20 protein-coding genes and 1 pseudogene are annotated in these 22,367 nt (G+C 59.1%); 15 read left to right on the top strand and 6 right to left on the bottom strand.

Going from position 1 to position 22,367, the window contains the following annotated elements; genetic code table 11:
• The first annotated feature begins 8 nt into the window (after positions 1-8).
• From DBR00_RS03290 to DBR00_RS03275, 4 genes are all read left to right on the top strand, one after another.
• Positions 9-3,410, top strand: coding sequence for a hypothetical protein (locus tag DBR00_RS03290; RefSeq protein ID WP_108538014.1), 3,402 nt, complete (start codon positions 9-11; stop codon positions 3,408-3,410).
• A complete protein-coding gene (locus tag DBR00_RS03285; RefSeq protein ID WP_108487152.1) occupies positions 3,400-3,906 on the top strand; it encodes a hypothetical protein in 507 nt (168 codons plus the stop codon). The genes DBR00_RS03290 and DBR00_RS03285 overlap by 11 nt, the downstream gene beginning before the upstream one ends.
• 223 nt (positions 3,907-4,129) lie before the next feature.
• Positions 4,130-5,170: a type IV pilus biogenesis/stability protein PilW gene (locus DBR00_RS03280; protein ID WP_108487153.1), complete on the top strand. Its 1,041-nt coding sequence runs from the start codon at positions 4,130-4,132 to the stop codon at positions 5,168-5,170.
• A 167-nt stretch (positions 5,171-5,337) separates the two neighbouring features.
• On the top strand, positions 5,338-6,096 hold the full coding sequence (locus DBR00_RS03275; RefSeq protein ID WP_108487154.1) for a hypothetical protein: 759 nt from the start codon (positions 5,338-5,340) through the stop codon (positions 6,094-6,096).
• 44 nt (positions 6,097-6,140) lie between these two features.
• Here DBR00_RS03275 and DBR00_RS03270 read toward each other — a convergent pair whose 3' ends face one another.
• The 5 genes from DBR00_RS03270 to purE form a co-directional block, all read right to left on the bottom strand.
• The gene (locus tag DBR00_RS03270) at positions 6,141-6,608 is read right to left on the bottom strand and encodes an FAD/FMN-containing dehydrogenase (RefSeq protein ID WP_108487155.1); all 468 of its coding nucleotides are present in this window, start codon (positions 6,606-6,608) and stop codon (positions 6,141-6,143) included.
• 16 nt (positions 6,609-6,624) lie between these two features.
• A complete protein-coding gene (locus DBR00_RS03265; protein ID WP_108487156.1) occupies positions 6,625-7,158 on the bottom strand; it encodes a DUF3299 domain-containing protein in 534 nt (177 codons plus the stop codon).
• 34 nt (positions 7,159-7,192) lie between these two features.
• Complete coding sequence (locus DBR00_RS03260; RefSeq protein WP_108487157.1) at positions 7,193-7,438, bottom strand: GlsB/YeaQ/YmgE family stress response membrane protein; 246 nt, start codon at positions 7,436-7,438, stop codon at positions 7,193-7,195.
• Between the two features lie 113 nt (positions 7,439-7,551).
• Positions 7,552-8,637 (bottom strand): 5-(carboxyamino)imidazole ribonucleotide synthase, encoded by a 1,086-nt coding sequence (locus DBR00_RS03255; RefSeq protein ID WP_108487158.1) that lies wholly within the window; start codon positions 8,635-8,637, stop codon positions 7,552-7,554.
• 3 nt (positions 8,638-8,640) lie between these two features.
• Positions 8,641-9,132, bottom strand: a complete 492-nt coding sequence (gene purE / locus DBR00_RS03250; protein WP_090377747.1) for a 5-(carboxyamino)imidazole ribonucleotide mutase — start codon at positions 9,130-9,132, stop codon at positions 8,641-8,643.
• A gap of 280 nt (positions 9,133-9,412) precedes the next feature.
• Here purE and DBR00_RS03245 point away from each other — a divergent pair, with 280 nt between their 5' ends.
• From DBR00_RS03245 to DBR00_RS03200, 10 genes are all read left to right on the top strand, one after another.
• The gene (locus DBR00_RS03245; RefSeq protein WP_108487159.1) at positions 9,413-10,207 is read left to right on the top strand and encodes a hypothetical protein; all 795 of its coding nucleotides are present in this window, start codon (positions 9,413-9,415) and stop codon (positions 10,205-10,207) included.
• Between the two features lie 91 nt (positions 10,208-10,298).
• Positions 10,299-11,291, top strand: a complete 993-nt coding sequence (locus DBR00_RS03240) for an AraC family transcriptional regulator (RefSeq protein ID WP_108487160.1) — start codon at positions 10,299-10,301, stop codon at positions 11,289-11,291.
• A 345-nt stretch (positions 11,292-11,636) separates the two neighbouring features.
• A complete protein-coding gene (locus DBR00_RS03235; protein ID WP_108487161.1) occupies positions 11,637-12,665 on the top strand; it encodes a histone deacetylase family protein in 1,029 nt (342 codons plus the stop codon).
• 109 nt (positions 12,666-12,774) lie between these two features.
• Entirely contained in the window at positions 12,775-13,887 is a 1,113-nt protein-coding gene (locus DBR00_RS03230) for a polyamine ABC transporter substrate-binding protein (protein ID WP_108487162.1), read from the top strand.
• A gap of 237 nt (positions 13,888-14,124) precedes the next feature.
• Positions 14,125-15,033: a glutamate/aspartate ABC transporter substrate-binding protein gene (locus DBR00_RS03225; RefSeq protein ID WP_108487163.1), complete on the top strand. Its 909-nt coding sequence runs from the start codon at positions 14,125-14,127 to the stop codon at positions 15,031-15,033.
• A 181-nt stretch (positions 15,034-15,214) separates the two neighbouring features.
• The gene (locus DBR00_RS03220) at positions 15,215-15,961 is read left to right on the top strand and encodes an amino acid ABC transporter permease (protein ID WP_108487164.1); all 747 of its coding nucleotides are present in this window, start codon (positions 15,215-15,217) and stop codon (positions 15,959-15,961) included.
• Positions 15,958-16,626, top strand: a complete 669-nt coding sequence (locus DBR00_RS03215) for an amino acid ABC transporter permease (protein WP_177479889.1) — start codon at positions 15,958-15,960, stop codon at positions 16,624-16,626. The genes DBR00_RS03220 and DBR00_RS03215 overlap by 4 nt, the downstream gene beginning before the upstream one ends.
• Entirely contained in the window at positions 16,623-17,357 is a 735-nt protein-coding gene (locus DBR00_RS03210) for an amino acid ABC transporter ATP-binding protein (RefSeq protein ID WP_108487166.1), read from the top strand. Before DBR00_RS03215 ends, DBR00_RS03210 begins: the two co-directional genes overlap by 4 nt.
• Before the next feature lie 191 nt (positions 17,358-17,548).
• A complete protein-coding gene (locus tag DBR00_RS03205) occupies positions 17,549-19,468 on the top strand; it encodes an ATP-binding protein (protein ID WP_108487167.1) in 1,920 nt (639 codons plus the stop codon).
• Positions 19,461-20,780 carry a sigma-54 dependent transcriptional regulator gene (locus DBR00_RS03200; protein ID WP_108487168.1) on the top strand — a complete coding sequence of 440 codons (1,320 nt, stop codon included), beginning with the start codon at positions 19,461-19,463 and terminating at the stop codon, positions 20,778-20,780. Before DBR00_RS03205 ends, DBR00_RS03200 begins: the two co-directional genes overlap by 8 nt.
• 180 nt (positions 20,781-20,960) lie before the next feature.
• Here DBR00_RS03200 and DBR00_RS03195 read toward each other — a convergent pair whose 3' ends face one another.
• Complete coding sequence (locus DBR00_RS03195) at positions 20,961-21,875, bottom strand: LysR substrate-binding domain-containing protein (RefSeq protein WP_108487169.1); 915 nt, start codon at positions 21,873-21,875, stop codon at positions 20,961-20,963.
• Positions 21,876-22,178: 303 nt separating this feature from the next.
• Between DBR00_RS03195 and DBR00_RS20870 the strand changes: the two are divergent.
• A pseudogene (locus tag DBR00_RS20870) lies at positions 22,179-22,367 on the top strand (lyase family protein); the annotation flags it as partial.

Raw genomic sequence — 22,367 nt, 5'->3', positions numbered from 1 at the left:
GAATTAGCATGTACACAATAATAGAGAGCGGAACAAATGGTATTGAACCGGTCAAATCCTATGAAGACCTGGAGAAACACCATCCATCAAAAGCTAGAGAGCCAAAGCGTGAGTATGACGAAACTGATGGGCATCTAGAAGAAATCCGAACAAATGAGCCAGGCGGCCGCAGACTGGTAAAAAAAGATTTCGTTTTACTTGTAAATGGCAGCAACAAGTCTATTGATGTTCCGTGCCCTGTCGCAGGCTTTGTAAAGACTTTTAAGTCTTACGGCACAGTTAAAATATATAGCACCGAAAAATACGATGACCTGCTTGGACAAGTACTTCATTTAGATACCAATTTCAAAGTCAAAGATGGACAATACGTAGAGTACGGGCAGCCCATAGGTATTCAGTACAGGACTGATGGCGAAGGAAAACCAACATACGCAATACATACACACGCCGAACTTGAGCGTACACAGTTCGAAAAATACATAAAAGACATCGTGGACGGCAATATAAAGCCCGGCACATGGCCGTCAAATACCTCATCGACCGATGACAAGAAATATCAATTCCCCATTCGCAAGGTCGACGGCAACCACTACACCCTTGAAGAGCTTTACAAAGAATTAGAGAAGGAAAAATCCGGCCACTACATCCTAGGCAACAACGGTTTCTGGCATGGGGGCATCCACTTCAGCGATGCCAGCGTGCCACACGCCAAGCTCAAACAGGCCGTGCGCTGCATGGCAGATGGCGAAGTGGTCGCTTACCGGCTGAACAAGGATTATCTATCGTCCACATTCATGGGCGAAAAAGGCTGCGACAACCTGCGCTACTCCACGTCCTTCTGTCTGGTTCGCCACACCTATGAATCGCAAAAGCGTCCGGCGGAGAGCAAACCTGTTGCCAAAATCGAGTGGGTAGGTAAGACCGTGCAACTCGCCAGCTCGCGCTATGGACGCGATATCGCAAGCACAGTCCTGGGTAATACGGGTAACTTCGAAGCGCTTATGCCGGCAGGCACAGAGCTGCAGATTCTCAAAATCCATGACACCAAAGATATGCGTTTCGCCTTGGCCACGATCAAGGCTGCATTGCCCGGTAAAGATCGGGCTGGTAATCCGGTAACCCGTGCCGCAACGAGCGAAATCTGGTTCGCGGCATTCGACAAAAAAGATGCGATTCTCAAGGATCGAAACAAGCAAGCCATCTTCAAGGATTTAACGCCTGCGTCCCCAGCTGAAGCGAAGGCAGAAGACAAGAAGCTAGAAACCAACAAACTTGAATTCTTCAGCCTGTATATGCACCTGCTGCCTTTTGAGCATTACCCACTACAGAGTGGTGAGAATCAGCGCCGGTTCAAGGTAAAAGCCAAGGGCCGCAATGTCCGCAAGGAAGCAAACCTGACTGGTACCGTACTAGGGCAGATTGATAGTGGGGCGGAATTCGAGTTGATCTCAGCCACATCCGGGCATCAGATAAAGCCCGGTGATACCGCTACCTATGAACTGGCTCAGATAAAGATTCTCAGCAAGGATGTGAAGAAGGGCGGTGTACAAACAGCCAAAGCAGGTGACGTGGTCTGGATGGCCATCAGCAAGGCGGAACCAGGCAAGACAGACGAGCACTATGCGGAAGAAATCCCACCACAAAAACGCATTCGCCCCACCTACTGGAAAGGCCAGGTCAAAGCTCAACTGAAAAAGCGGGCGCCGGCCTTCAATAAACCGGAAGACCCAATCGAGAAAAAAATCGGCTTACTTGCAGAAAATACCGTATTGGAATACGCCACAAGCACAGTAAAGCGAGTCATTCAGGCAGGCCGCCCGCAGATCATGGCCCCCTGCACCATCGTTAGCGGAGGATTCTGGGACACCCCAATGTGTCCTTCCGGCCCTATTTGGGTAGTCATCGATACTGATGCGGCTGAGCTTAAACCCGATGATCCAAGTGACTTCGACTCCGTCGTCACCTGCGAAATCCCAATCAAAGCAGGCGATCCTATTGGCTACCTAGGCCTCTACGAGACACTCGCCAGTGCCAAAGGCGGGGTGAAAAGCCAACATCAGGTTCACGTAGAGCTGTTCTCTACAGACCCAAATCTGGAAGCATTCCTGAAGAACCCGGCGGGATTGAAGGACGGCAATCAATACTTACGCGTTACCAAGGGCAAGACCATCTACAACAAAGGTGGTACTGCAGAAGCACCGACGTTTACACCCAGCGGACTGGTCATAAACGAGAACTACCTGATTGCTGCGAACCAGGCAAAGTTACTCAAGGCCCCTGACAACAAAGAGTGGTACCTGATCAAAGTCAACAGCGCCACCACCCCGGTGGATGGTTATATCGCCAAGGCTGACGGAGAAATTATCAGCCAGCACGATAGGGAAAAATTGGGTTTCCAGATTATCAAGGAAAGCAACGATAACGCCGACGGCTTTCTCGACCCGAAGGAAATGCCGGATTTCTTTCAGAACCTTTACCTAAAAATTGATCAACTCGGCAACAAGGATGACAAAGTTACTGCTGACGAAATATCCCTTGCCTTGAAAAATCACAAGCTCCGCGACCGTTGGTCGAAACTAATTGGCTACCATCCGACCGAGTGGCAAGCAAAATCATCTGCCCCTAAATGGCAGCGATTAGAAGAGTTACTAGAGGATGTCCCGGAAGTGCTCCGCCATGAAAAGGAACGTATTGATAATCTGGTGTTCTGGGATGAGCTGGCTGGGGCAATGCAAGTTGCGTTACCAAAGCAGGTTCACCATTTTCACCCGCTCGCGTTTATTGACACAGTACAAAATAACGGGAAGAAATCTGGCTGGGCGCATAGCGTATTTGCCGATTTACTCGGCAAGGTTGAATCGAAAAATGATTACTCTGCCTACAACCGAACGTACCCCGCCCCGCTCAAATCATTCTACAAAACCGGCCTGACAACCTTGACCATCGCAGAGGTACAGAAGAAACAGGCTGATCGGGACATGTTTGCCACAGGCCGCTACCAGCTTATTCCCGACACACTTTCCGCAGCGGTTAAACACTTAGGGCTCGATACCTCATTAAAATATGACGAAACAGTGCAGGACAATATTTTCGAAAATTACCTGATCAAAGTTAAGCGCAAGGCTTTCATAAATTACCTAGAGGGGGACGGCAGTGTCGAAGATGCAATTTATGCCTGGGCCATGGAGTTCGCCTCCGCAGGGGTACGCAAGGGCAAGAGCATCAGCCCTGTCAAAAAGCGCGATGAGAACGGAAAGGTAGTTAAAGAAAACGGCAAAGTGGTATGGCTTACACGAACAGCCAGCACTGAAGGGTTGTCATACTATGCAGGTGATGGCCTGAACGTTGCTCATATCACCCCGGATGAAATGGTTAAGGCTTTAGAGGAGTCAAAGAAAAATGGCAAATAATGCGGCCCTCGGATTTATATCGCTGCTCGGCAGCCTATTAATTTCACTCAGCAGTTTCGCGGCCGATCCGCAGTTCGAGGACTATAAGGTCGAGCAGATTTTTCAGGGCGATAATCACAAGCTCGTAATTGAAGACAATAACGACGATAACTGGTCGCTCTACCGCAAACAAGCCATTAAGAAACCGATAAATTTCGCCGGCCATTACATTGTTTTTGCCACTGGCTGCGGAGGCGGTGCCATATGCGGCGAAATACTTGATGCACAGACCGGAAAAATCGCAGCATCTTTCCCTAATGCTTATGAAATTGATAGCGCCGATGGCAGCTATTACGATGCCAGTTTCAGGCTGGATAGCCGCCTTATCGTGATTAGCGGCATAGCCGCTGATCCAGAGCGAGGAATGAATGGTGAGTTTTTAGCTAGCGCTAACAGGACACGTTACTTTGAGCTTAAAAATAATCAGTTACAACTTCTAAAGATCACTGAAGAATAAAATTTCAGTATTTATGGAAAGAACAAATTTATTTATTGCCAAAATAAATTTGTCCCATTTTGCCCTCTGACCGTCCTAGGATTCTGGGGGTGGCAAAAATTGAACGCGAAATCTGGCCCTAGCACGACCAATACCGATCAAATAACCAAGATCGTGAGTCTTCATACTAAAAGCTATGAAAAGCGGAAAGAGAACTTCGAATTCATCTACGGGATACTGAAAAATGCACAATAAATTCAGTCTGCTGCATTTTTCACTCGCATCAACCCTAGTGCTAGCCTGCGTTATTGCGAATGCCGAAACGATACAACCTGAGGGACTGTCCTCACTACAAGAACTGCGCCTTGTAGATAGTAACGACGCACGCTCCCAGCGCCTGCTGATTACAGACCTTGCAGGCACTACGGTTGTTGATTCGGATAAAGCCCTGCCCCGCATCGAAAACTCGTACTCGCCCAATAGTTACGACGGCTACATGGCTGACCTGGCCGCCGAACACCAGGGAAAAGTATCGGTTACCGATCTGCAGGGTGAACGCTACACCCTGGTCTCGCCCTCGACCCAGGCGGGAGACTACCTGGGTCTGATCACCAGAGAAGAGGGGAATGGCGCTTACAATTTCAACCTGAAATTCAAGTACGACAGCGCCGTAAAGTCCTTCGTCCTGACACAAATCCTGCTAAATGAAAACAACACCGAGTGCGAGCAATCACTGCTCAGCACGCACGTAATCGATAAGCAAAATCTTGACTTCACGTCGATAGACGACTTCGACGGTACCCGTGCATTCGGCAATCTGAAGGATCTGCGCTTTGAACATCAAACATCAGGGACCGTGTCAGAAAAATTGATGTCGCAGACCGAGTCCGACAATTTCAACGCTGCGCTGCAAGCGTACAAAGCTGGCGACAGTGAAGAATTGAAGACTCTTGTCAGCTATTTCATTGCAGGTGAGGGCGATGGCACATGCAATCCTGGAAAATACATCGTTGAAAAATATTACTTCCCTAAAAAAGTCAGCTGGTCCAATGACCTTGGCTTCCTGTTCGAGCAGGCGGGGTATCATTTGGAAGCCGCTGAGCTACTGAAACACATCACGCTGAAGCACCCAGACAGAGTGGTCGCCTACTTAAATCTGGGGGATGCTTATTGGGCACTAGGAAAGAAAGAACCCGCTCAAACAGCCTACAACCAGTACCACGAAAAAATGATCGAGGCCGGAAAGAAAACGAGAATTCCGGAGCGCGTCCAATCGAGAAAATGACATGTAGTAATGCCGCTAATCCCGCACAGAGCCTACTCTGCCAATTATCTGTAGGGAAAAATGACTTCAACATTTAGCCGTTCCGATCATCAAGCCTTGATTGCGGGGCATGCTCAAAAGTAAGGGGCCATCTCAGAAAAAATCTCGGCCAAGGAAATCGTCACGCCATGAAGCACATGCTATGCGCCACACTGCTTTCCCTTGCGCTAGTCACCCCCGCACAAGCACAGGCAAAGCCCCTCACATTCGATAGAGGTGGCGGCGCTGAAACCTATCGTGCGGACATGGACACCGGCGAGTTGACGATCAGTCGGGGAACGGAAACCAAGGTATTCGCAGATCTCGTTGGCTACGCCGGCCAGGCGTCCAGAGCCCTGGTCTCGTTCAACGGTGCTCCTGCACTGGTTTATGAAAACGCCGGATCAATTACTTCTTTCGAGGTGTTCTACACCCTCGCGCTAAAAGACAAAGTTCCGGTCATCGATTGTGTGTACGGCAATATCCGCAATGGGCAAAACGGTGTCTCTATCCGCAAGGCTGTGTGCAATCTGGATAAGCCGCTGTCGAGCGAATACCAGGACCTGGTCTTCGCCTACTCGGACAAGTGGATCGAAGCCTCCAATGTGGTGTCCCTGCAATCCGTGATGGCGGAGCCGCCCCAGCCAGCCGATGCGCCCCTTGGCCGCCTCGGCGAGGTCGATGTGGCATTGCGCTACAGCTCGGTCGACGAGCTGATGTCCGCCGCCCCGAAAACCATCGCGACGGTGGGAAAGAAAACCCATGAGGTGAGCAACGGCAATGCGTACTTCGTTTATGAGGCTGATGGCATCACGCCGCTGGCGCTGGATGTGGAGACTGACCCGGCCACACACACGCTCAAACGCCTGACAGCAGCAGAGCTGCTGCGCAGCATCGAAGCCAACTGAGTAGCTCCAAGCTGATTACGCCAACGCGCTGAGCGAAAGGTTAACTAGCGCCCCACCGCCTTCAACGCCTGCGCCAACTCGGTAGCATCAGTAAAACTGCGCTGCCCCTGTAGCTGGCCCTGGCGCAGATCGAGCCAAAGTACGCTGGCATTGTCCGCCGGGTATCGGGGGGCAATGCGGGCGTCGCGGTCTAGGAGGACGCGGTAGTTGTATTCGCGCATTTTGGGGATGGCGAAGAGTTTGCCGATGATGCTCGGCATGCGGCTGATATCGGCGAGAAACACCGTGTGGCGCTGCTCCAGATAGCCGTTGGGCTTGCCCTGCAGGGCGGCGTCAACGAGTTTGGCGGCGTCCATGCTGCGGGCTACCAGCAATACTTGCAGCTGATCGTCCAAGGTGTAGGCCTGGTCATGCTGATCGAGCAGGGTCCAGGGCGCCAAACGCTCACCGGTTTCCAGGGCCATGCTGGTGGCGGAGAACAGGCACAACAGCAGAGCAATAGCGGCTTTCATGGTGGGCACTCCGGCTTTATAGGTCGTCATCGGTCACCACTCTAACCAGATCCGCCTGCATGGCATATGCGGCATCTGCCAATTCATTGTTGACCTGCTCGATCTGCAGCGTGCCGCTGACCCAGAGCGGCGCGTAGATGTCTTCCAGTTCGATGCCTTTGGGGTAGCGCACCAGCACCAGTTGGTTGGGCGGTGGCGGCGGGACGTGGATGCACGCGCCGGGGTAAGGAACCAGGAAGAACAGCGTGCTGTGGCCCTTGCTGTCGGTTTCCAGTGGCACCGGATAGCCGCCCAGGCGCACCGCTTGACCATCGAAGGCGGCGACGGTTTTCGTCGAGTACATCACCGCCGGCAAGTTCTGATCCTGCTGCTTGAGGCCGCCGGGGTTATAGAAGCCGCTGTCCTGCTCAAGGCCTTGGTGGCTGATCTCGGGCATGTCTTCCAGGGCCTGGCGGTCTTCCGGCGGCATCAGCTCCAGCCAATCGGTTTCCGGCAGTTCGGCGCAAGCCAGGGTGCTGAGCAGCAGCAGAGGTAACAACAGATAGCGCATCGGTAGGCTCACAGGGCAGCGAAGTGACAGGGCCTTAGCCCTTTTTAACAGCGCCGTAGATTACCAGCAGCACCACCGCGCCGATTACTGCACCGATAAAACCAGCGGACTCCCCCACCTTGTAGATGCCCAGCGCCTGGCCGCCATAGGTCGCAGCAATCGAGCCGCCGACGCCCAGCAGGATGGTCATGATCCAGCCCATGCTGTCGTTGCCGGGTTTGATAAAGCGCGCGATCAGACCGACGATCAGACCGACAAAGATGATGCCGATAATGCTCATGGTGTGTCACTCCGTGTGTATTGCTGGGGCCAATACTGGCGTTACGCAATCAGACGGATATCTGCCGCCAAGGTTCCCGCTGCGGCCGCCGGTGAAGCGGCCGCAGCGGTTTTTCAGGCCTTGGCGATCAGCGCTTCGACAGCCGCGATCCGCAGATCCAGAGTGGCACGGTCCGCACAGCGCAGGGTGGCGTGGCCGACCTTGCGCCCAGCCTTGAAAGCCTTGCCGTAGTGGTGCAAGCGGCAGTCGTCGATGGCGATAACCTGCTCCACCGGCGGCACCACACCGATAAAGTTGAGCATCGCGCTCTCGCCGACCTTGGCGGTGGAACCCAGTGGCAGGCCGGCAACAGCGCGCAGGTGGTTCTCGAACTGGCTGCACTCGGCACCTTCGATGGTCCAGTGCCCGGAGTTGTGGACGCGCGGGGCGATTTCGTTGGCTTTCAGGCCGCCATCGACTTCGAAGAACTCGAAAGCCAGCACGCCGACATAGTCGAGCTTGGTCAGCACGCGGCTGACGTAATCTTCGGCCAGCACTTGCAGCGGGTGATCGCTGCTGGCGATAGACAACGCCAACACGCCACTGTCATGGCGGTTGTGCACCAGCGGGTAGAAGCGCGTTTCACCATCACGGGCGCGCACCGCCACCAGCGACACTTCGCCAGTGAAGGGCACGAAGCCTTCGAGGATGCACGGTACGCTGCCCAGTTCGGCAAAGGCACCGATCACATCTTCGGGTTTGCGCAGGACCTTCTGGCCCTTGCCGTCGTAGCCCAGGGTGCGGGTCTTCATCACGGCGGGCAGCCCGATACTGGCCACAGCAGCGTCGAGGTCGGCTTGCGACTGGATATCGGCGAAATCCGGGGTCGGAATGCCGAGGTCCTTGAACATGGATTTCTCGAACCAGCGATCACGGGCGATGCGCAGGGCGGAGGCAGACGGGTACACCGGGACGAACTGCGAGAGGAAGGCCACGGTCTCGGCCGGCACGCTTTCAAACTCGAAGGTCACCAGATCGACTTCATCGGCCAGTTGGCGCAGGTGATCCTGATCGCCGTAATCGGCGCGGATATGCTCGCCCAGCGCTTGCGCGCAGGCATCCGGCGCGGGGTCGAGAAAAGCGAAGTTCATCCCCAGCGGCGTACCTGCCAGGGCCAACATGCGGCCCAGTTGGCCGCCACCGATTACGCCGATCTTCATGGGTTAGGCCTCACGCGGGTCCGGATTGTCCAGCACGGTTTCAGTCTGTTCCTGGCGGAACTGCTTGAGCGCAGCATGGAACTGCGGATGCTGGTGACCGAGGATGCTCGCGGCAAGCAACGCGGCGTTGACGGCACCCGCTTTGCCGATGGCCAGGGTGGCAACCGGAATACCGGCCGGCATCTGCACGATCGACAGCAGCGAATCAACGCCCGACAGCACCGCCGATTGCACTGGCACGCCGAGGACCGGCAGGTGGGTCTTGGCCGCACACATGCCTGGCAGATGGGCCGCGCCACCAGCACCGGCGATAATCACCTGAATGCCACGGCCTTCCGCTTCTTCGGCGTACTGGAACAGCAGGTCCGGGGTGCGGTGGGCAGAAACCACCTTCACTTCGTACGCAATGCCCAGCTTGTCCAGCATCTCGGCGGTGTGGCTAAGGGTGGACCAATCGGACTTGGAGCCCATGATCACGCCAACCAGTGCGCTCATCGTCGTGCCTCTTCTTCATCAAGTGCCCGTAGGCGCTGCAGAAACTAACAAGCCACGCTGGAAACCAGGCGTGGCTTGTTAGTGAATGAATTATGGCGGTGCGGACCGCCAAAGGCCGCGCAGTATACCGCAAAGCCCGGCTTGGCGAGCACCCCACCCAACCGTTTGTCGAAGGCCACGGGCAAGACTTTGCCAGACACCCCGCGAACAGACCTGGCGCACATATCGGCGTCAACGGGCGCACTATAATTCTCCGCTCATCACAACCTAGGACACCACCATGACAAGGCTGTCACTGCTACTTGCCGCTTCGCTCTTCGCCCTCAACGCCAGCGCCCTCGAACTGGCCAAATACCCGCAAGTGTTCGATGCCGGCAAAGGCATCAGCGTGACTGTCGCGCCCAGCAGCGACGGCAAGCAGGCGCTGATCCAGGTCAGCGGCATCAACCACCCGCTGGATGAAGTGGTGCTGCTGAGCACAGTCAACGAGCGCGGTAACGATGAGCGCGATTACACCACCACCCTCGACGGCAGCGCCTACAACATGCTGATCAAGCGCCAGGGCTGGGGTGGCGAGCACTACCAGCTGTACCTGCCAAACACCGACGGCTTCGAGCTGGGCTTCAATGAAACCAAAAGCAAAGAGACCAAAGCGGCCAACCTGCTGGCACTCTACGAGCAGCAGAAGAAAACAGGCATTCAGGACAAGCTGAGTCGCTTCGACCGGGAAAAGCGCGTGGCCGACTTCACCCAGCAACTGCAGCAGATCGACCAGGACGCCTCGAAGGCCTGCAACACGCCGCTGAACACCCAGGTTGACTGGAACGCCATCGACGACGACACACTCAAACGCCTGAACGTGCCGAGCTTCTGCGGTGAAGTGGTCAGCCAACTGGCCAACCTGTGCCAGAACGGCGACGAGCAACAGGCTGTCGCCAACGGCCTGAAAACCGTGCAGTGCAGCTTTGCGCAGAAACTCAAGCTGCGCGAAAACGAGGCGACGTTGACCTTCACCACCCATGAAAAAGCACCCAATCAGGGCGACTTTATCAACGCATTCCTGCGTAATCGCTGACGTACACAAACCACCGTGCGCCAGCTCACTGGCCGACCGCGGCATACTTCTTGCCTAATTACTGGCATTCAGAACAGCTGCGGTCCCTCCGATGTTGCATGCCCACCTGACCACCTTGCATGTGGTTTCCCTGATTCTTGAAGTGTTTTCAACACAGCCCGAGCTGACTCAACAGCTGCTCGCCGACAGTGGCATTGCCAGCGCTGACCTGGCCTGCGCCGACACGCGCATTACCCGCACCCAGGAGTTGAAGGTCTGCGCCAATGCATTACAGCTACGCCGTGACCTGGGTCTGGAACTGGGTCGGCGCATGCATGTATCAGCCTATGGCATGGTCGGTTACGCAGCCCTGTCGAGTGCAACCTTTGGTGACGCCTGGCGGCTGCTGCTGCAGTATCCGGCACTGCTTGGTACCTACTTCAAACTGGATTTGCAGATTGAAGGACAGCTGGCCTGGGTCAGTGCCAGCGAATACCAGCACAGCACTGAACTGGAAGTGTTCAACCTGGAAATGTGCCTGGCCTCACTCAAGCTCACCAGTGACGACCTGCTTGGCCAGAACCTGCCACTCAGCGCCGCACAGTTCAGTTTCGCGGAACCGGACTACAGCGCTCGTTACACCCGCAGCTTCGCCTGCCCTCTGCAATTCAATGCACCGCGCAACGCCTTCGCCTTCCCGGCCCGCTGGCTGCAAGAGCCATTACCACTGGCCGATGCAGTGACGCACCGGGAAATGCTGGCGCGCTGCCGCAAACAGAACAGCGAGTTTTACACCCGCCAGGCCTGGCTCGAACGGGTACGCCAACTGCTCGCCAGTCAGCTGCCCACACCACCAGGGCTGGAACAACTGGCGCAACAGATGCACTGCTCACCGCGCACCCTGCGGCGCCATCTGCAGGAACTCGGCACGCACTATCAGGAACTGCTCGACGAACTGCGCTTCGAGCAAGCGAAAACCCTGCTCGGCCAGGAAGACTGGCCAATCTGCCGGATTGCCGAGCACCTGGGCTTCAGTGAAACCGCCAGCTTTCGTCACGCCTTTCAGCGCTGGAGCGGTGTGGCACCGAGCCGTTTCCGCGCGTAGGTTGGGCTGAAGAGCGAAGCGACAACGCCCAACGGGCAATGGCAGTTACCCAGGGTGGATGACGCTTTCTCCATCCACCAAGCCATGACCAACACTGGCGGATAAAAAGAACGCCATCCACCCTGCAGGCTGAACCTGCGTGGCGTGATTACAGGCATTTGTGGGAGGGGCTTCAGCCGCGACAACCCCGATCAAACGGCCCGCCGCTGAAGCGCTGCCCACGAAATGCCAAGGCGGCCACGCAACTTGGCCACTTCGATCCCCTTTTGGCCGTTGTCAGCGTTCACCATCCGGGCTATGCAGGCGAACAATGCAGGCACAACAACAAGCCTGGAGCCGTGTCACATGCTCACCTTTTACAGCGACGACCATCACCTGCACCACGGCAGCTGCGAGCTGATCGACGGCCAGTTGATGCCCTGCTTCGAGAAACCGCAACGCGCCGACCATATCCTGCAACGCGTCCAACAGCGCCAGCTCGGCGACGTGCGTCCGCCGCAGGATTTCGGCCTGGCACCGATTGAGCGCATCCACAGCGCGGCCTACCTGAACTTCTTCAAGGGTGCCTGGGACCGCTGGCAAGCGCAGAACGGCAACGGCGACCTGCTGCCCTTTACCTGGCCGGCACGCACCCTGCGCCAGGTCATCCCGAACGACTTGCATGGCCAACTCGGCTACTACAGCTTCGACGGCGGCGCGCCGATTACCGCTGGCACCTGGCAGGCCGCTTACAGCGCCGCACAGGTGGCGCTAAGCGGCCAGGCCGCCATCGCCGCCGGCGCCCATAGCGCCTTCGCCCTGTGCCGGCCGCCAGGTCACCATGCCGCCGGCGAACTGATGGGGGGCTACTGCTACCTGAACAACGCCGCCATCGCCGCCCAGGCGTTCCTCGACCAGGGCCACAAAAAGGTGGCGATCCTAGATGTCGACTACCACCACGGCAATGGCACCCAAGACATCTTCTACACCCGCAATGACGTGCTGTTCGCCTCAATCCACGGCGACCCGGCCGATGAATTTCCGTTCTTCCTCGGCTATGCCGACGAGCATGGAGAAGGCGCGGGCGAAGGCTGCAACTTCAACTACCCGTTGCCGATGGGCAGCCCGTGGGCCGTGTGGAGCGCCGCGCTGGATGAAGCTTGCCAGCGGATTGCCGAATACGGTGCTGAAGTGATCGTGGTGTCGCTGGGCGTGGACACCTTCAAAGACGACCCGATTTCCCAGTTCAAGCTCGACAGCCCGGATTACCTGGCCATGGGTCAACGCATCGCCGCCCTCGGCAAGCCGACGCTGTTCGTGATGGAAGGCGGCTATGCGGTGGAAGCCATCGGGGTCAACGCCGTCAACGTACTGGAAGGTTTCGAGGGCCGGTAGCGCGTTGGGTGGAACGGGGGGCGCAGCTGACGCTCTTCTCATCCACCGCGAGCGCGTCCCGCCCCACCCGACGATCTAGAGTTTCATAACGTCTAAAAAGGTGAATACGATGACAACAATCAAACACCTACTCGCCGTCGCTGTCTGCGGCGCAACCTTGATCACCAGCGCGGTGCAGGCGCAAACAGCCGAGAAACCGCGCGAACTGCGTGTGTACAACTGGGCTGACTATATGCTCCCGGCGGTGCCCAAAGAGTTTCAGGAAAAAAGCGGCATCAAGCTCACCTGGGACGTCTACGAGAGCAACGAAACACTGGAAGCCAAGCTGCTCAGCGGCAATTCCGGCTACGACTTGGTGGTGCCGTCCAACACGTTCCTCGACACCCAGATCAAGGCCGGTGTGTTCCAGAAGCTGGACAAGAGCAAACTGCCCAACTGGCAGCACCTCGACCCCGGCCTGCTGCAGCTGATGACCGCCAACGACCCCGGCAACCAGTACGCCGTGCCCTACATGTACGGCACCGTGCTGATCGGCTTCAACCCGGACAAGGTCAAAGCCGTGCTCGGCGCTGATGCCCCGGTGGACAGCTGGGACCTGATTTTCAAGGAAGAGAACATCAGCAAGCTCAAGCAGTGTGGCGTGGCCATGCTCGATTCGCCCGGCGATATCCTGCCGATCGCCCTGCACTACCTGGGCCTGGACCCCAACAGCACCAAGCCCGAGGACTACGAGAAAGCCAGCGCGCTGATGCTGAAGATTCGCCCCCACGTCGCCTACTTCCACTCGGCCAAGTACATGACCGATATCGCCAACGGCGACATCTGCGTGGCCATCGGTTACTCGGGCAGCTTCTACCAGTTCGCCAACCGCGCCAAGGAAGCCGGCAACGGCGTAGTGGTTGACTGGCGCCTGCCGAAGGAAGGCGCGCCGCTGTGGTACGACTCCTTCGCCATCCCGAAAAGCGCGCAAAACGTCGCCGAGGCCCATGAGTTCCTCAACAACCTGCTCGACCCCAAGGTGATTGCGCCGGTCAGCGACTTCCTCGGCTACCCCAACCCGAACAAGGACAGCATGCCACTGGTGGGCGCCGAAATCCGCGACAACCCCGGCCTGACCCCGACCGCCGCCGCGCAAAAAACCCTCTACGTGCTGCAACCGCTGCCGCAGAAGACCGAACGCGTACGTACACGGGTGTGGAACACCATCAAGTCGGGGACCTGATCGCCCATCAGCCCCGAAAGCGTTCGGTTTTCCGAATGCCACGCCACTGAATAATCGCCCAGCCGAACAGCTGGGCGTTTTTCATCCGCCAAAATTTATAATTTATTCATATATTTCAATAACTTATCTATTCTTAAAAACCCTCGATGGCCTGGCATGCATCCTGCTCCCTGTACGGGCAGGAATGCGATAGCTCTTCCGCAGCCGCCCATAAGAACAACATCGAGGAACAGATTCATGCGTATTGTCCCCCGCGTACTGAGTGCGGCCATTGCCGCCGCCCTGATCAGCAGCCCGGCCTTCGCCAGCGAACTGACCGGCACCCTGAAAAAGATCAAAGACTCCGGCACCATCACCCTGGGCCACCGCGACGCCTCCATCCCCTTCTCCTACTTCGGCGACAATCCGCAGCAGCCGGTGGGCTATTCCCACGACCTGCAACTGAAAGTGGTTGAAGCGATCAAGCAGGAACTGGGCATGCCGGACCTCAAGGTGCGCTACAACCTGGTCACCTCGCAGACCCGTATCCCGCTGGTGCAGAACGGCACCGTCGACCTGGAGTGCGGCTCCACCACCAACAACATTGAGCGCCAGCGTCAGGTGGACTTCTCCGTTGGCATCTTCGAAGTCGGTACCCGCCTGCTGACCAAGAAAACCTCGGGGGTCAGCGACTTCCCTGATCTCAAGGGCAAGAACGTGGTGACCACCGCCGGCACCACCTCCGAGCGCCTGCTGAAGATCATGAATGCCGAGAAGCAGATGGGCATGAACATCATCTCGGCCAAGGACCATGGCGAGTCCTTCCTGATGCTCGAATCCGGCCGCGCCCTGGCCTTCATGATGGACGACGCCCTGCTCTACGGCGAAATGGCCAAGGCCAAACAACCCGCTGACTGGGTGGTGGTTGGCGAGCCGCAGTCCTTCGAGATTTACGGCTGCATGATGCGCAAAGGTGACGAAGGCTTTAAGCAGGTGGTCGACAAGGCCATCAGCGCCACCTTTGCCTCCGGTGAAGTCAACGCCATCTATGACAAGTGGTTCATGCAACCAATCCCACCGAAGAGCCTCAACCTCAACTTCCCCATGAGCGATGAACTGAAAAAGCTCATTGCCAACCCCACCGACAAGTCTGCCGAGCAGATCTGACGGTACGCCTGCCGCCGCTTCACAAGAGCGGCGGTAGACGGGGAACCCCGGAAGCACCCGTCTTCCACCTTCCATCTGACTGGATCGAGGCACGTTCGCCACCCGCGAACGGGGCAGGCACACACCTGCCCGGCCTCGTCCGACCCACGGCCTATTTCGCGACACCCAAGGGGCAACCCATATGAACTACAACTGGGACTGGGGCATTTTCTTCAAGTCCACCGGCATCGGCAGCGAGATCTACCTGGACTGGTTCATCACCGGCCTGGGCTGGACCATCGCCATCGCCATCGCCGGCTGGATCATCGCCCTGGCGCTGGGCTCGCTGCTCGGCGTGATGCGCACGGTGCCAAACCGCTGGATCGCCGGCATCGCCACCGCCTACGTGGAAATCTTCCGCAATGTACCGCTGCTGGTGCAGCTGTTTCTCTGGTACTTCCTGGTGCCAGACCTGCTGCCCGAGCCGCTGGAAATCTGGTTCAAGCAAGACTTGAACCCCGCCACCTCGGCCTACCTCAGCGTGGTGGTATGCCTCGGCCTGTTCACGGCGGCGCGGGTTTGCGAGCAGGTGCGCACCGGCATCCAGGCGCTGCCCAAGGGCCAGACGGCGGCGGCCTACGCCATGGGTTTTCGCCTGCCACAGATCTACTGCAACGTGCTGCTGCCGCAGGCTTACCGGATCATCATTCCACCGCTCACCAGCGAGTTTCTCAACATCTTCAAGAACTCCTCGGTGGCCTCGCTGATCGGCCTGATGGAGCTGCTGGCGCAGACCAAACAGACCGCCGAGTTCAGCGCCAACCTGTTCGAGGCTTTCACCCTGGCCACGCTGATCTACTTCACCCTGAACATGAGCCTGATGCTGCTGATGCGCCTGATCGAGAAGAAAGTCGCAGTGCCTGGCCTGATCGCCGTGGGAGGTAAGTGATGGATTTCAGTGCAATCGTTCCAGCCCTGCCAGGCCTGTGGGATGGCATGGCCATGACCCTGCAGCTGATGGTCATGGGCGTCATTGGCGGCGTGGTCCTGGGCACCGTGCTGGCGCTCATGCGCCTGTCGCACAACGTGCTGCTGGCGAAGATCGCCGCCGCCTACGTCAACTATTTCCGCTCGATCCCGCTGCTGCTGGTGATCACCTGGTTCTACTTTGCGGTGCCGTTCATCCTGCGCTGGATCACCGGCGAAGACACCCCGGTGGGCGCCTTCACCTCGTGCCTGGTGGCGTTCGTGATGTTCGAAGCGGCGTACTTCTGCGAGATCGTCCGCGCCGGTATTCAGGCCATCCCCCGTGGCCAGATGGGCGCTGCGCAGGCGCTGGGGATGAACTACGGGCAGACCATGCGCCTGATCATCCTGCCACAGGCGTTCCGCAAGATGACCCCGCTGCTGTTGCAGCAGAGCATCATCCTGTTTCAGGACACCTCGCTGGTCTACACCGTGGGCCTGATGGACTTCCTCAACGCCGCCCGCTCGCGTGGCGACATCATCGGCCAGCCCCATGAATTCCTGATCTTCGCCGGCCTGGTGTACTTCCTCATCAGCTTCTCCGCCTCGTTGCTGGTCAAGCATCTGCAAAAAAGGTTAGCCGTATGATTTCCATCAAGAACGTCAACAAGTGGTACGGAAACTTCCAGGTGCTGACCGACTGCACCACCGAAGTGAAGAAAGGTGAAGTGGTGGTGGTATGCGGGCCGTCCGGTTCCGGCAAATCCACCCTGATCAAGTGCGTCAACGCCCTGGAACCGTTCCAGAAGGGCGACATCGTGGTCGATGGCACCTCGATTGCCGACCCGAAGACCAACCTGCCGCAGCTGCGTTCGCGGGTCGGCATGGTGTTCCAGCACTTCGAACTGTTCCCGCACCTGACCATCACCGAGAACCTGACCATCGCGCAGATCAAGGTGCTCGGCCGCAGCAAGGCCGAGGCCACTGAGAAAGGCCTCAAGCTGCTGGAGCGTGTCGGCCTGTCGGCGCATGCGCACAAGCATCCTGGCCAGCTTTCCGGCGGCCAGCAGCAGCGTGTGGCGATTGCCCGTGCACTGGCCATGGACCCGGTGGTGATGCTGTTCGACGAACCGACCTCGGCCCTCGACCCGGAGATGGTCAACGAAGTGCTCGACGTGATGGTTCAGCTGGCCCAGGAAGGCATGACCATGATGTGCGTGACCCACGAGATGGGCTTTGCGCGCAAGGTGGCCGACCGGGTGATCTTCATGGACGCCGGGCAGATCGTCGAAGACTGCGCCAAGGAAGAATTCTTCGGCGACGTCAGCCAGCGCTCCGAGCGCGCCCAGCAGTTCCTGGCGAAGATTCTCCAGCACTAACCCCAAAGGTGGGACCAGGCCGCTGAGCGCTTGTGGGAGGCGCTTCAGCGGCGATTGCCCGGCCCAGGTTGCAACAGCATCGCGGCTACGACTGCATGGATGCAGGAGTTAGAGCGAAGCAGGATGCCAGAGCCGAAAGCCCCTCCCACGGATTAGCCGCACCCACAACTACCCAGCCAGGGAGGACTGTGATGCAATGCTCCACCGCCTCTCCTTGCGCCGTGCCGCCAGCCCTGACCGTGAAACCGCGCCTCGCCCGTCTTCTGCTGCTGATCCTGTTGCTGCTCCTGCTGGTGCTCGGCTGCGGTTATGCCGGCTATCACCTCAGCGAACGCAGCGGCATCCGTGACCTCGCCGAAGGGGGCGAACGCCAGCTGGAACTCAACGCCCGCGCGGTGGAGAGCGAAATCACCAAGTACACCTATTTGCCCAGCCTGCTGGAGCTGGAGTACAGCGTCGGCCGCCTGCTGCAAACGCCCACCACCTACCGCCGGGGCCTGGTCAACGATTACCTCGAAGGCCTCAACCAGCGCAGTGGCAGCCTGGCCATCTACGTGCTGGACCGCAGCGGCCGGGTACTGGCCACCAGCAACTGGCGGACGCCCAGCAGCTACCTGGGGGAGGACCTGTCGTTCCGCGCTTACTTTCAGGACGCCATCGAGGGCAAACCCGGACGCTTCTACGGCATCGGCAGCACCACCGGCGAGCCCGGCTACTACCTGGCTCACGGCCTGAAAAGCGGCGAGCGGATCATCGGCGTGGCCGTGGTCAAAGTGCGCCTGGACAGCCTGGAACAGCGCTGGCAGCGCGCCCGTCTGCAGGCGTATGTCAGCGACGAGAACGGCATCATCATCCTCTCCAGCAACCCCAGCCGCCGCCTCAAGGCCGTGCATCCGCTGGGCCCGAACACCCGCGAGCGCCTGGCGCGCAGCCTGCAGTACCACTGGTGGGCATTGGAAGAACTGCAACCGCTGGCCCGCCGCACCCTCGGCGACGGCCTGGAGCAAGTCAGCTTCGCCGCCGACCAGGACGGCGAGGCGGACGCTGGGCCGATCACCTACCTGGCACAGACTCGCCCGCTGAACGACACCCCCTGGCACCTGACCCTGCTCACGCCGCTGCAGGAGCAACGTCGCGCCGCCCTCAGCCACGCCATGCTGGCGGCCGTGGCCTGCGCCCTGCTGATCTTCCTCGGCCTGGCGCTGAACCAGCGGCGCAAGGTGATCGCCACCCGCCTGGCCGCCCGCGAGGCACTGGAACAGGCCAACAACGAACTGGAACGCAAGATCGCCGAACGCACCGCCGACCTGCAGGCCAGCAACCAGCGCCTGCAGGCCGAAGTGCGCGAACGTCAGCAAGCGGAAACCACCTTGCGCCAAGCGCAGGATGAACTGGTGCAGGCCGGCAAGCTGGCGGTGATCGGGCAAATGTCCACCAGCATCGCCCACGAACTGAATCAGCCGCTGGCGGCGCTGCGCACCCTGTCCGGCAACACCGTGCGCTTCCTGCAACGCGGCGCACTGGATGTGGCCAGCAGCAACCTGCAAACCATCGGCGAGCTGGTCGACCGCATGGGCAAAATCACCGCCAGCCTGCGCGCCTTTGCCCGCCGCAGTGGCGACCAGGGCGAGGCGAGCCTGGAGCAGGCGGTGGACGCCGCCCTGCTGCTGTTGCAGAACCACCCCGGCTATGCCGCCGTGCAGCTGCACCGTGACTATGCCCATGGCCCGGCCGATGTGCGCCTGGCCATCGAGCAGACGCGCCTGGAGCAGATTCTGGTCAACCTGATCACCAACGCCCTCGACGCCATGAGCGAGCAAGCCGAGCGCCAGCTCTGGCTGACCGGCCACGATGACGGCGAACGCTACCGCCTGAGCGTGCGCGACAACGGCCCGGGGATCGCTGCGGATGTACGTGAGCACCTGTTCGAGCCGTTCTTCACCACCAAACCCGGTGAGAAAGGTCTGGGCCTTGGCCTGACACTTTCCGCCAGCCTGGCGGCCGCCGCCGCCGGCAGCCTGACCGTGCAACACCCCGACAGCGGCGGTACAGCCTTCGAGCTGAACCTGGCCAAAGTCAGCGCCCACCAGGAGACCCCACGCCATGACTGAGCCACTGAGCGTTCTGATCGTCGAAGACGATCCCCACGTATTGCTCGGTTGCCAACAGGCACTGACCCTGGAAGACATTCCCAGCGTCGGCGTGGGCAGCGCCGAAGAAGCCCTGCAACACATCAATGCAGACTTTGCCGGCATCGTCATCAGCGATATCCGCCTGCCCGGCATCGACGGTCTGCAACTGCTCAGCCGTCTCAAACAGCGCGACCCCAGCCTGCCGGTGGTGCTGATCACCGGTCACGGCGACATCGACATGGCGGTCAATGCCATGCGTGACGGCGCTTACGACTTTATGGAGAAGCCCTTCTCCCCCGAGCGCCTGGTGGATGTGGTGCGCCGCGCCCTGGAGCAGCGCTGCCTGGCCCGCGAAGTAACGGCCCTGCGCCGCCAGCTGGCCGGCCGCCAGGCCTTGGAACAGCGCCTGATCGGCCGCTCGCCGGCGATGCAGCAACTGCGTGAACTGATCGCCAACGTTGCCGATACCGGGGCCAATGTGCTGATCGAAGGGGAAACCGGCACCGGCAAGGAGCTGGTGGCGCGCTGCCTGCACGACTTCAGCCGACGTCAGGCCAAGCCGTTTGTCGCGCTCAACTGTGGCGGCCTGCCGGAAAACCTGTTTGAGAGCGAAATCTTCGGCCACGAGGCCCACGCCTTTACCGGCGCGGGCAAGCGGCGCATCGGCAAGATCGAGCACGCCAGCGGCGGCACGCTGTTTCTCGACGAAGTCGAGAGCATGCCGCTGAACCTGCAGATCAAACTGCTGCGCGTGTTGCAGGAACACAGCCTGGAGCGCCTCGGCTCGAACCAGAGTGTGGCGGTGGACTGCCGGGTGATCGCCGCCACCAAAGCCGACCTGGAGCAGCAGGGTAAGGCCGGCCAGTTTCGCAGCGACCTCTACTACCGGCTCAATGTGGTGAGCCTGGCGCTGCCGCCACTGCGTGAACGGCGTGAGGATATCGGCCTGTTGTTTGAACACTTTCTGCAACTGGCCGCGCTGCGCTTCGACCGCCCGGCGCCGGTGCTCGACCGCCAGACCCTGACCCGCCTGATGGCCCATGATTGGCCGGGCAATGTGCGTGAACTGCGCAATGTCGCCGAGCGTTTTGCCCTCGGCCTGCCGGTGTTCAAAGGCAGCGAACTGAGCAACGCCAGCAGCCCGAGCTTTGCCGAAGCGGTGGAAGCCTTTGAGCGCAGCCTGCTCAGCGACGCCCTGGGCCGCCACGCCGGTAACCTCAGCCAGGCCGCCCAGGCCTTGGGCATGGCCAAGACCACACTGTTCGATAAGGTGAAAAAGTACGGGCTGTAGCCACAGACCCATCCTACGCCTAAGAACCTGTTTACGCTCTTGCGAGCGAGAGTCCTGCAAGGCGCTACGTTAATAACAGCCTCCGGCGGGTCAAAGCGGCGAATGAAGCGGACTGGGCTCGCACGCGAGTTCACGAGCTGTAAATGAGCATGACTCGTTCTACTCGCGCTGCGGGTCGCGCTAAAGCGCGTTAGCCGCTCCAGTGCCGGCTTCCAGCTTGCGCCACAGCAACCTGACCGCCGCCTTGCGCACCAGGGCGCAGCGGTACAAGCGGATTTCCAGAGGCACCTGCCACTGCTCATCACCGCACACCACCAACTCGCCACGGGCCAACTCGCCGGTCACGCTCAAGCGCGGCACCCAGGCCACACCCATGCCTTGCAGGGCCATGCTTTTTAAGCTGTCGGCCATCGCCGTTTCATACACCGTGGTGGAGCGCAACGCCCGCTGACGCAGCAGCAGGTTGACCGAGCGACCGAGAAACGCCCCGGCGCTGTAGGCCAGCAGCGGCACACTCTGGCCACTGGACAGGTCAAACAGCGGCGCACCGCCTTCGCCCACGGCACACACCGGCAGCATTTCCGTACGCCCCAGGTGCAGCGAGGGGAAGATCTCCGGGTCCATCTGCAGCGCAGCATCCGGGTCGTAGTAGGCGAGGATCAAATCGCACGCCCCTTCACGCAGGGCATGCACCGCCTCGCCCACATTGGTCGCCACCAGCCGCGTGTTCAGCGGCAAGCCTTCACGGCGCAGGCGGGCGATCCATTCCGGGAAGAAGCCCAAGGTCAACGAATGCGCGGCGGCGATCTGCAACACCTCGCCCTGCTGGCCTTCGAGGTTATGCAGGTGACGCACCACTTCGCCGAGTTGCTCAACCATGCTGCGGGCGGTGACCAGAAACAGCTGGCCGGATTCGGTCAGCTCAATCGGTGTGCAGGCGCGGTTAACCAAGGTCAGCCCCAGCGCCGCTTCCAGGCTGCGAATCCGTCGGCTGAACGCGGGCTGGGTGACAAAGCGCTTGTGTGCCGCCTGGGAGAAACTGCGGGTGGCGGCCAGGGTGACAAAGTCATCCAGCCATTTGCTTTCGAGGTTCATCGTCACTCCTGTTTTGTAGGGTGGATGGCGCTGTTTTCATCCACCGCCCGGCACACATTCGACTGTGGTGGATGGGTAAAGCGTCATCCACCCTACTATTGTGGGAGGCGCTTCAGCGGCGACGGTCGCGGCTAAAGCCCCTCCTACAGGTACGGCGTACGCTCTGGTCAAGCGGCGCGTCACACCCACGTTATGCCGATTATGCATGACCTAGCGTTTAACAGCATTGGCCACAACCAAGCTGCAGCCCCTAATCTACGGGCCATCGCGGCATTTGCCGTATTTCCTGAGATGACCTTGATCATGTCCGCTGCTGCATCCACTCGCCTCGAAAAAGACCTGCTCGGCACCCTCGACGTTCCTGCTGACGCCTATTACGGCATCCAGACCCTGCGCGCCGTGCAGAACTTCCGCCTGTCCGGCGTGACGCTGTCGCACTACCCCAAACTGGTGGTTGCCCTGGCCATGGTCAAACAGGCCGCTGCCGACGCC

Source organism: Pseudomonas sp. HMWF032 (assembly GCF_003060885.1).
In the GTDB taxonomy this organism is placed as follows: Bacteria; Pseudomonadota; Gammaproteobacteria; order Pseudomonadales; family Pseudomonadaceae; genus Aquipseudomonas.
Note: the sequence above shows the minus strand (reverse complement) of the source record. Positions and strands in the feature narration are given on the sequence as shown.

Bases quoted from the DNA above. Each gene is read 5' to 3' on its own strand.
- DBR00_RS03290 (WP_108538014.1), top strand. From the start codon at position 9: ATGTACACAATAATAGAGAGCGGAACAAATGGTATTGAACCGGTCAAA.
- DBR00_RS03285 (WP_108487152.1), top strand. From the start codon at position 3,400: ATGGCAAATAATGCGGCCCTCGGATTTATATCGCTGCTCGGCAGCCTA.
- DBR00_RS03280 (WP_108487153.1), top strand. From the start codon at position 4,130: ATGCACAATAAATTCAGTCTGCTGCATTTTTCACTCGCATCAACCCTA.
- DBR00_RS03275 (WP_108487154.1), top strand. From the start codon at position 5,338: ATGAAGCACATGCTATGCGCCACACTGCTTTCCCTTGCGCTAGTCACC.
- DBR00_RS03270 (WP_108487155.1), bottom strand. From the start codon at position 6,608: ATGAAAGCCGCTATTGCTCTGCTGTTGTGCCTGTTCTCCGCCACCAGC.
- DBR00_RS03265 (WP_108487156.1), bottom strand. From the start codon at position 7,158: ATGCGCTATCTGTTGTTACCTCTGCTGCTGCTCAGCACCCTGGCTTGC.
- DBR00_RS03260 (WP_108487157.1), bottom strand. From the start codon at position 7,438: ATGAGCATTATCGGCATCATCTTTGTCGGTCTGATCGTCGGTCTGATC.
- DBR00_RS03255 (WP_108487158.1), bottom strand. From the start codon at position 8,637: ATGAAGATCGGCGTAATCGGTGGCGGCCAACTGGGCCGCATGTTGGCC.
- purE (WP_090377747.1), bottom strand. From the start codon at position 9,132: ATGAGCGCACTGGTTGGCGTGATCATGGGCTCCAAGTCCGATTGGTCC.
- DBR00_RS03245 (WP_108487159.1), top strand. From the start codon at position 9,413: ATGACAAGGCTGTCACTGCTACTTGCCGCTTCGCTCTTCGCCCTCAAC.
- DBR00_RS03240 (WP_108487160.1), top strand. From the start codon at position 10,299: ATGTTGCATGCCCACCTGACCACCTTGCATGTGGTTTCCCTGATTCTT.
- DBR00_RS03235 (WP_108487161.1), top strand. From the start codon at position 11,637: ATGCTCACCTTTTACAGCGACGACCATCACCTGCACCACGGCAGCTGC.
- DBR00_RS03230 (WP_108487162.1), top strand. From the start codon at position 12,775: ATGACAACAATCAAACACCTACTCGCCGTCGCTGTCTGCGGCGCAACC.
- DBR00_RS03225 (WP_108487163.1), top strand. From the start codon at position 14,125: ATGCGTATTGTCCCCCGCGTACTGAGTGCGGCCATTGCCGCCGCCCTG.
- DBR00_RS03220 (WP_108487164.1), top strand. From the start codon at position 15,215: ATGAACTACAACTGGGACTGGGGCATTTTCTTCAAGTCCACCGGCATC.
- DBR00_RS03210 (WP_108487166.1), top strand. From the start codon at position 16,623: ATGATTTCCATCAAGAACGTCAACAAGTGGTACGGAAACTTCCAGGTG.
- DBR00_RS03205 (WP_108487167.1), top strand. From the start codon at position 17,549: ATGCAATGCTCCACCGCCTCTCCTTGCGCCGTGCCGCCAGCCCTGACC.
- DBR00_RS03200 (WP_108487168.1), top strand. From the start codon at position 19,461: ATGACTGAGCCACTGAGCGTTCTGATCGTCGAAGACGATCCCCACGTA.
- DBR00_RS03195 (WP_108487169.1), bottom strand. From the start codon at position 21,875: ATGAACCTCGAAAGCAAATGGCTGGATGACTTTGTCACCCTGGCCGCC.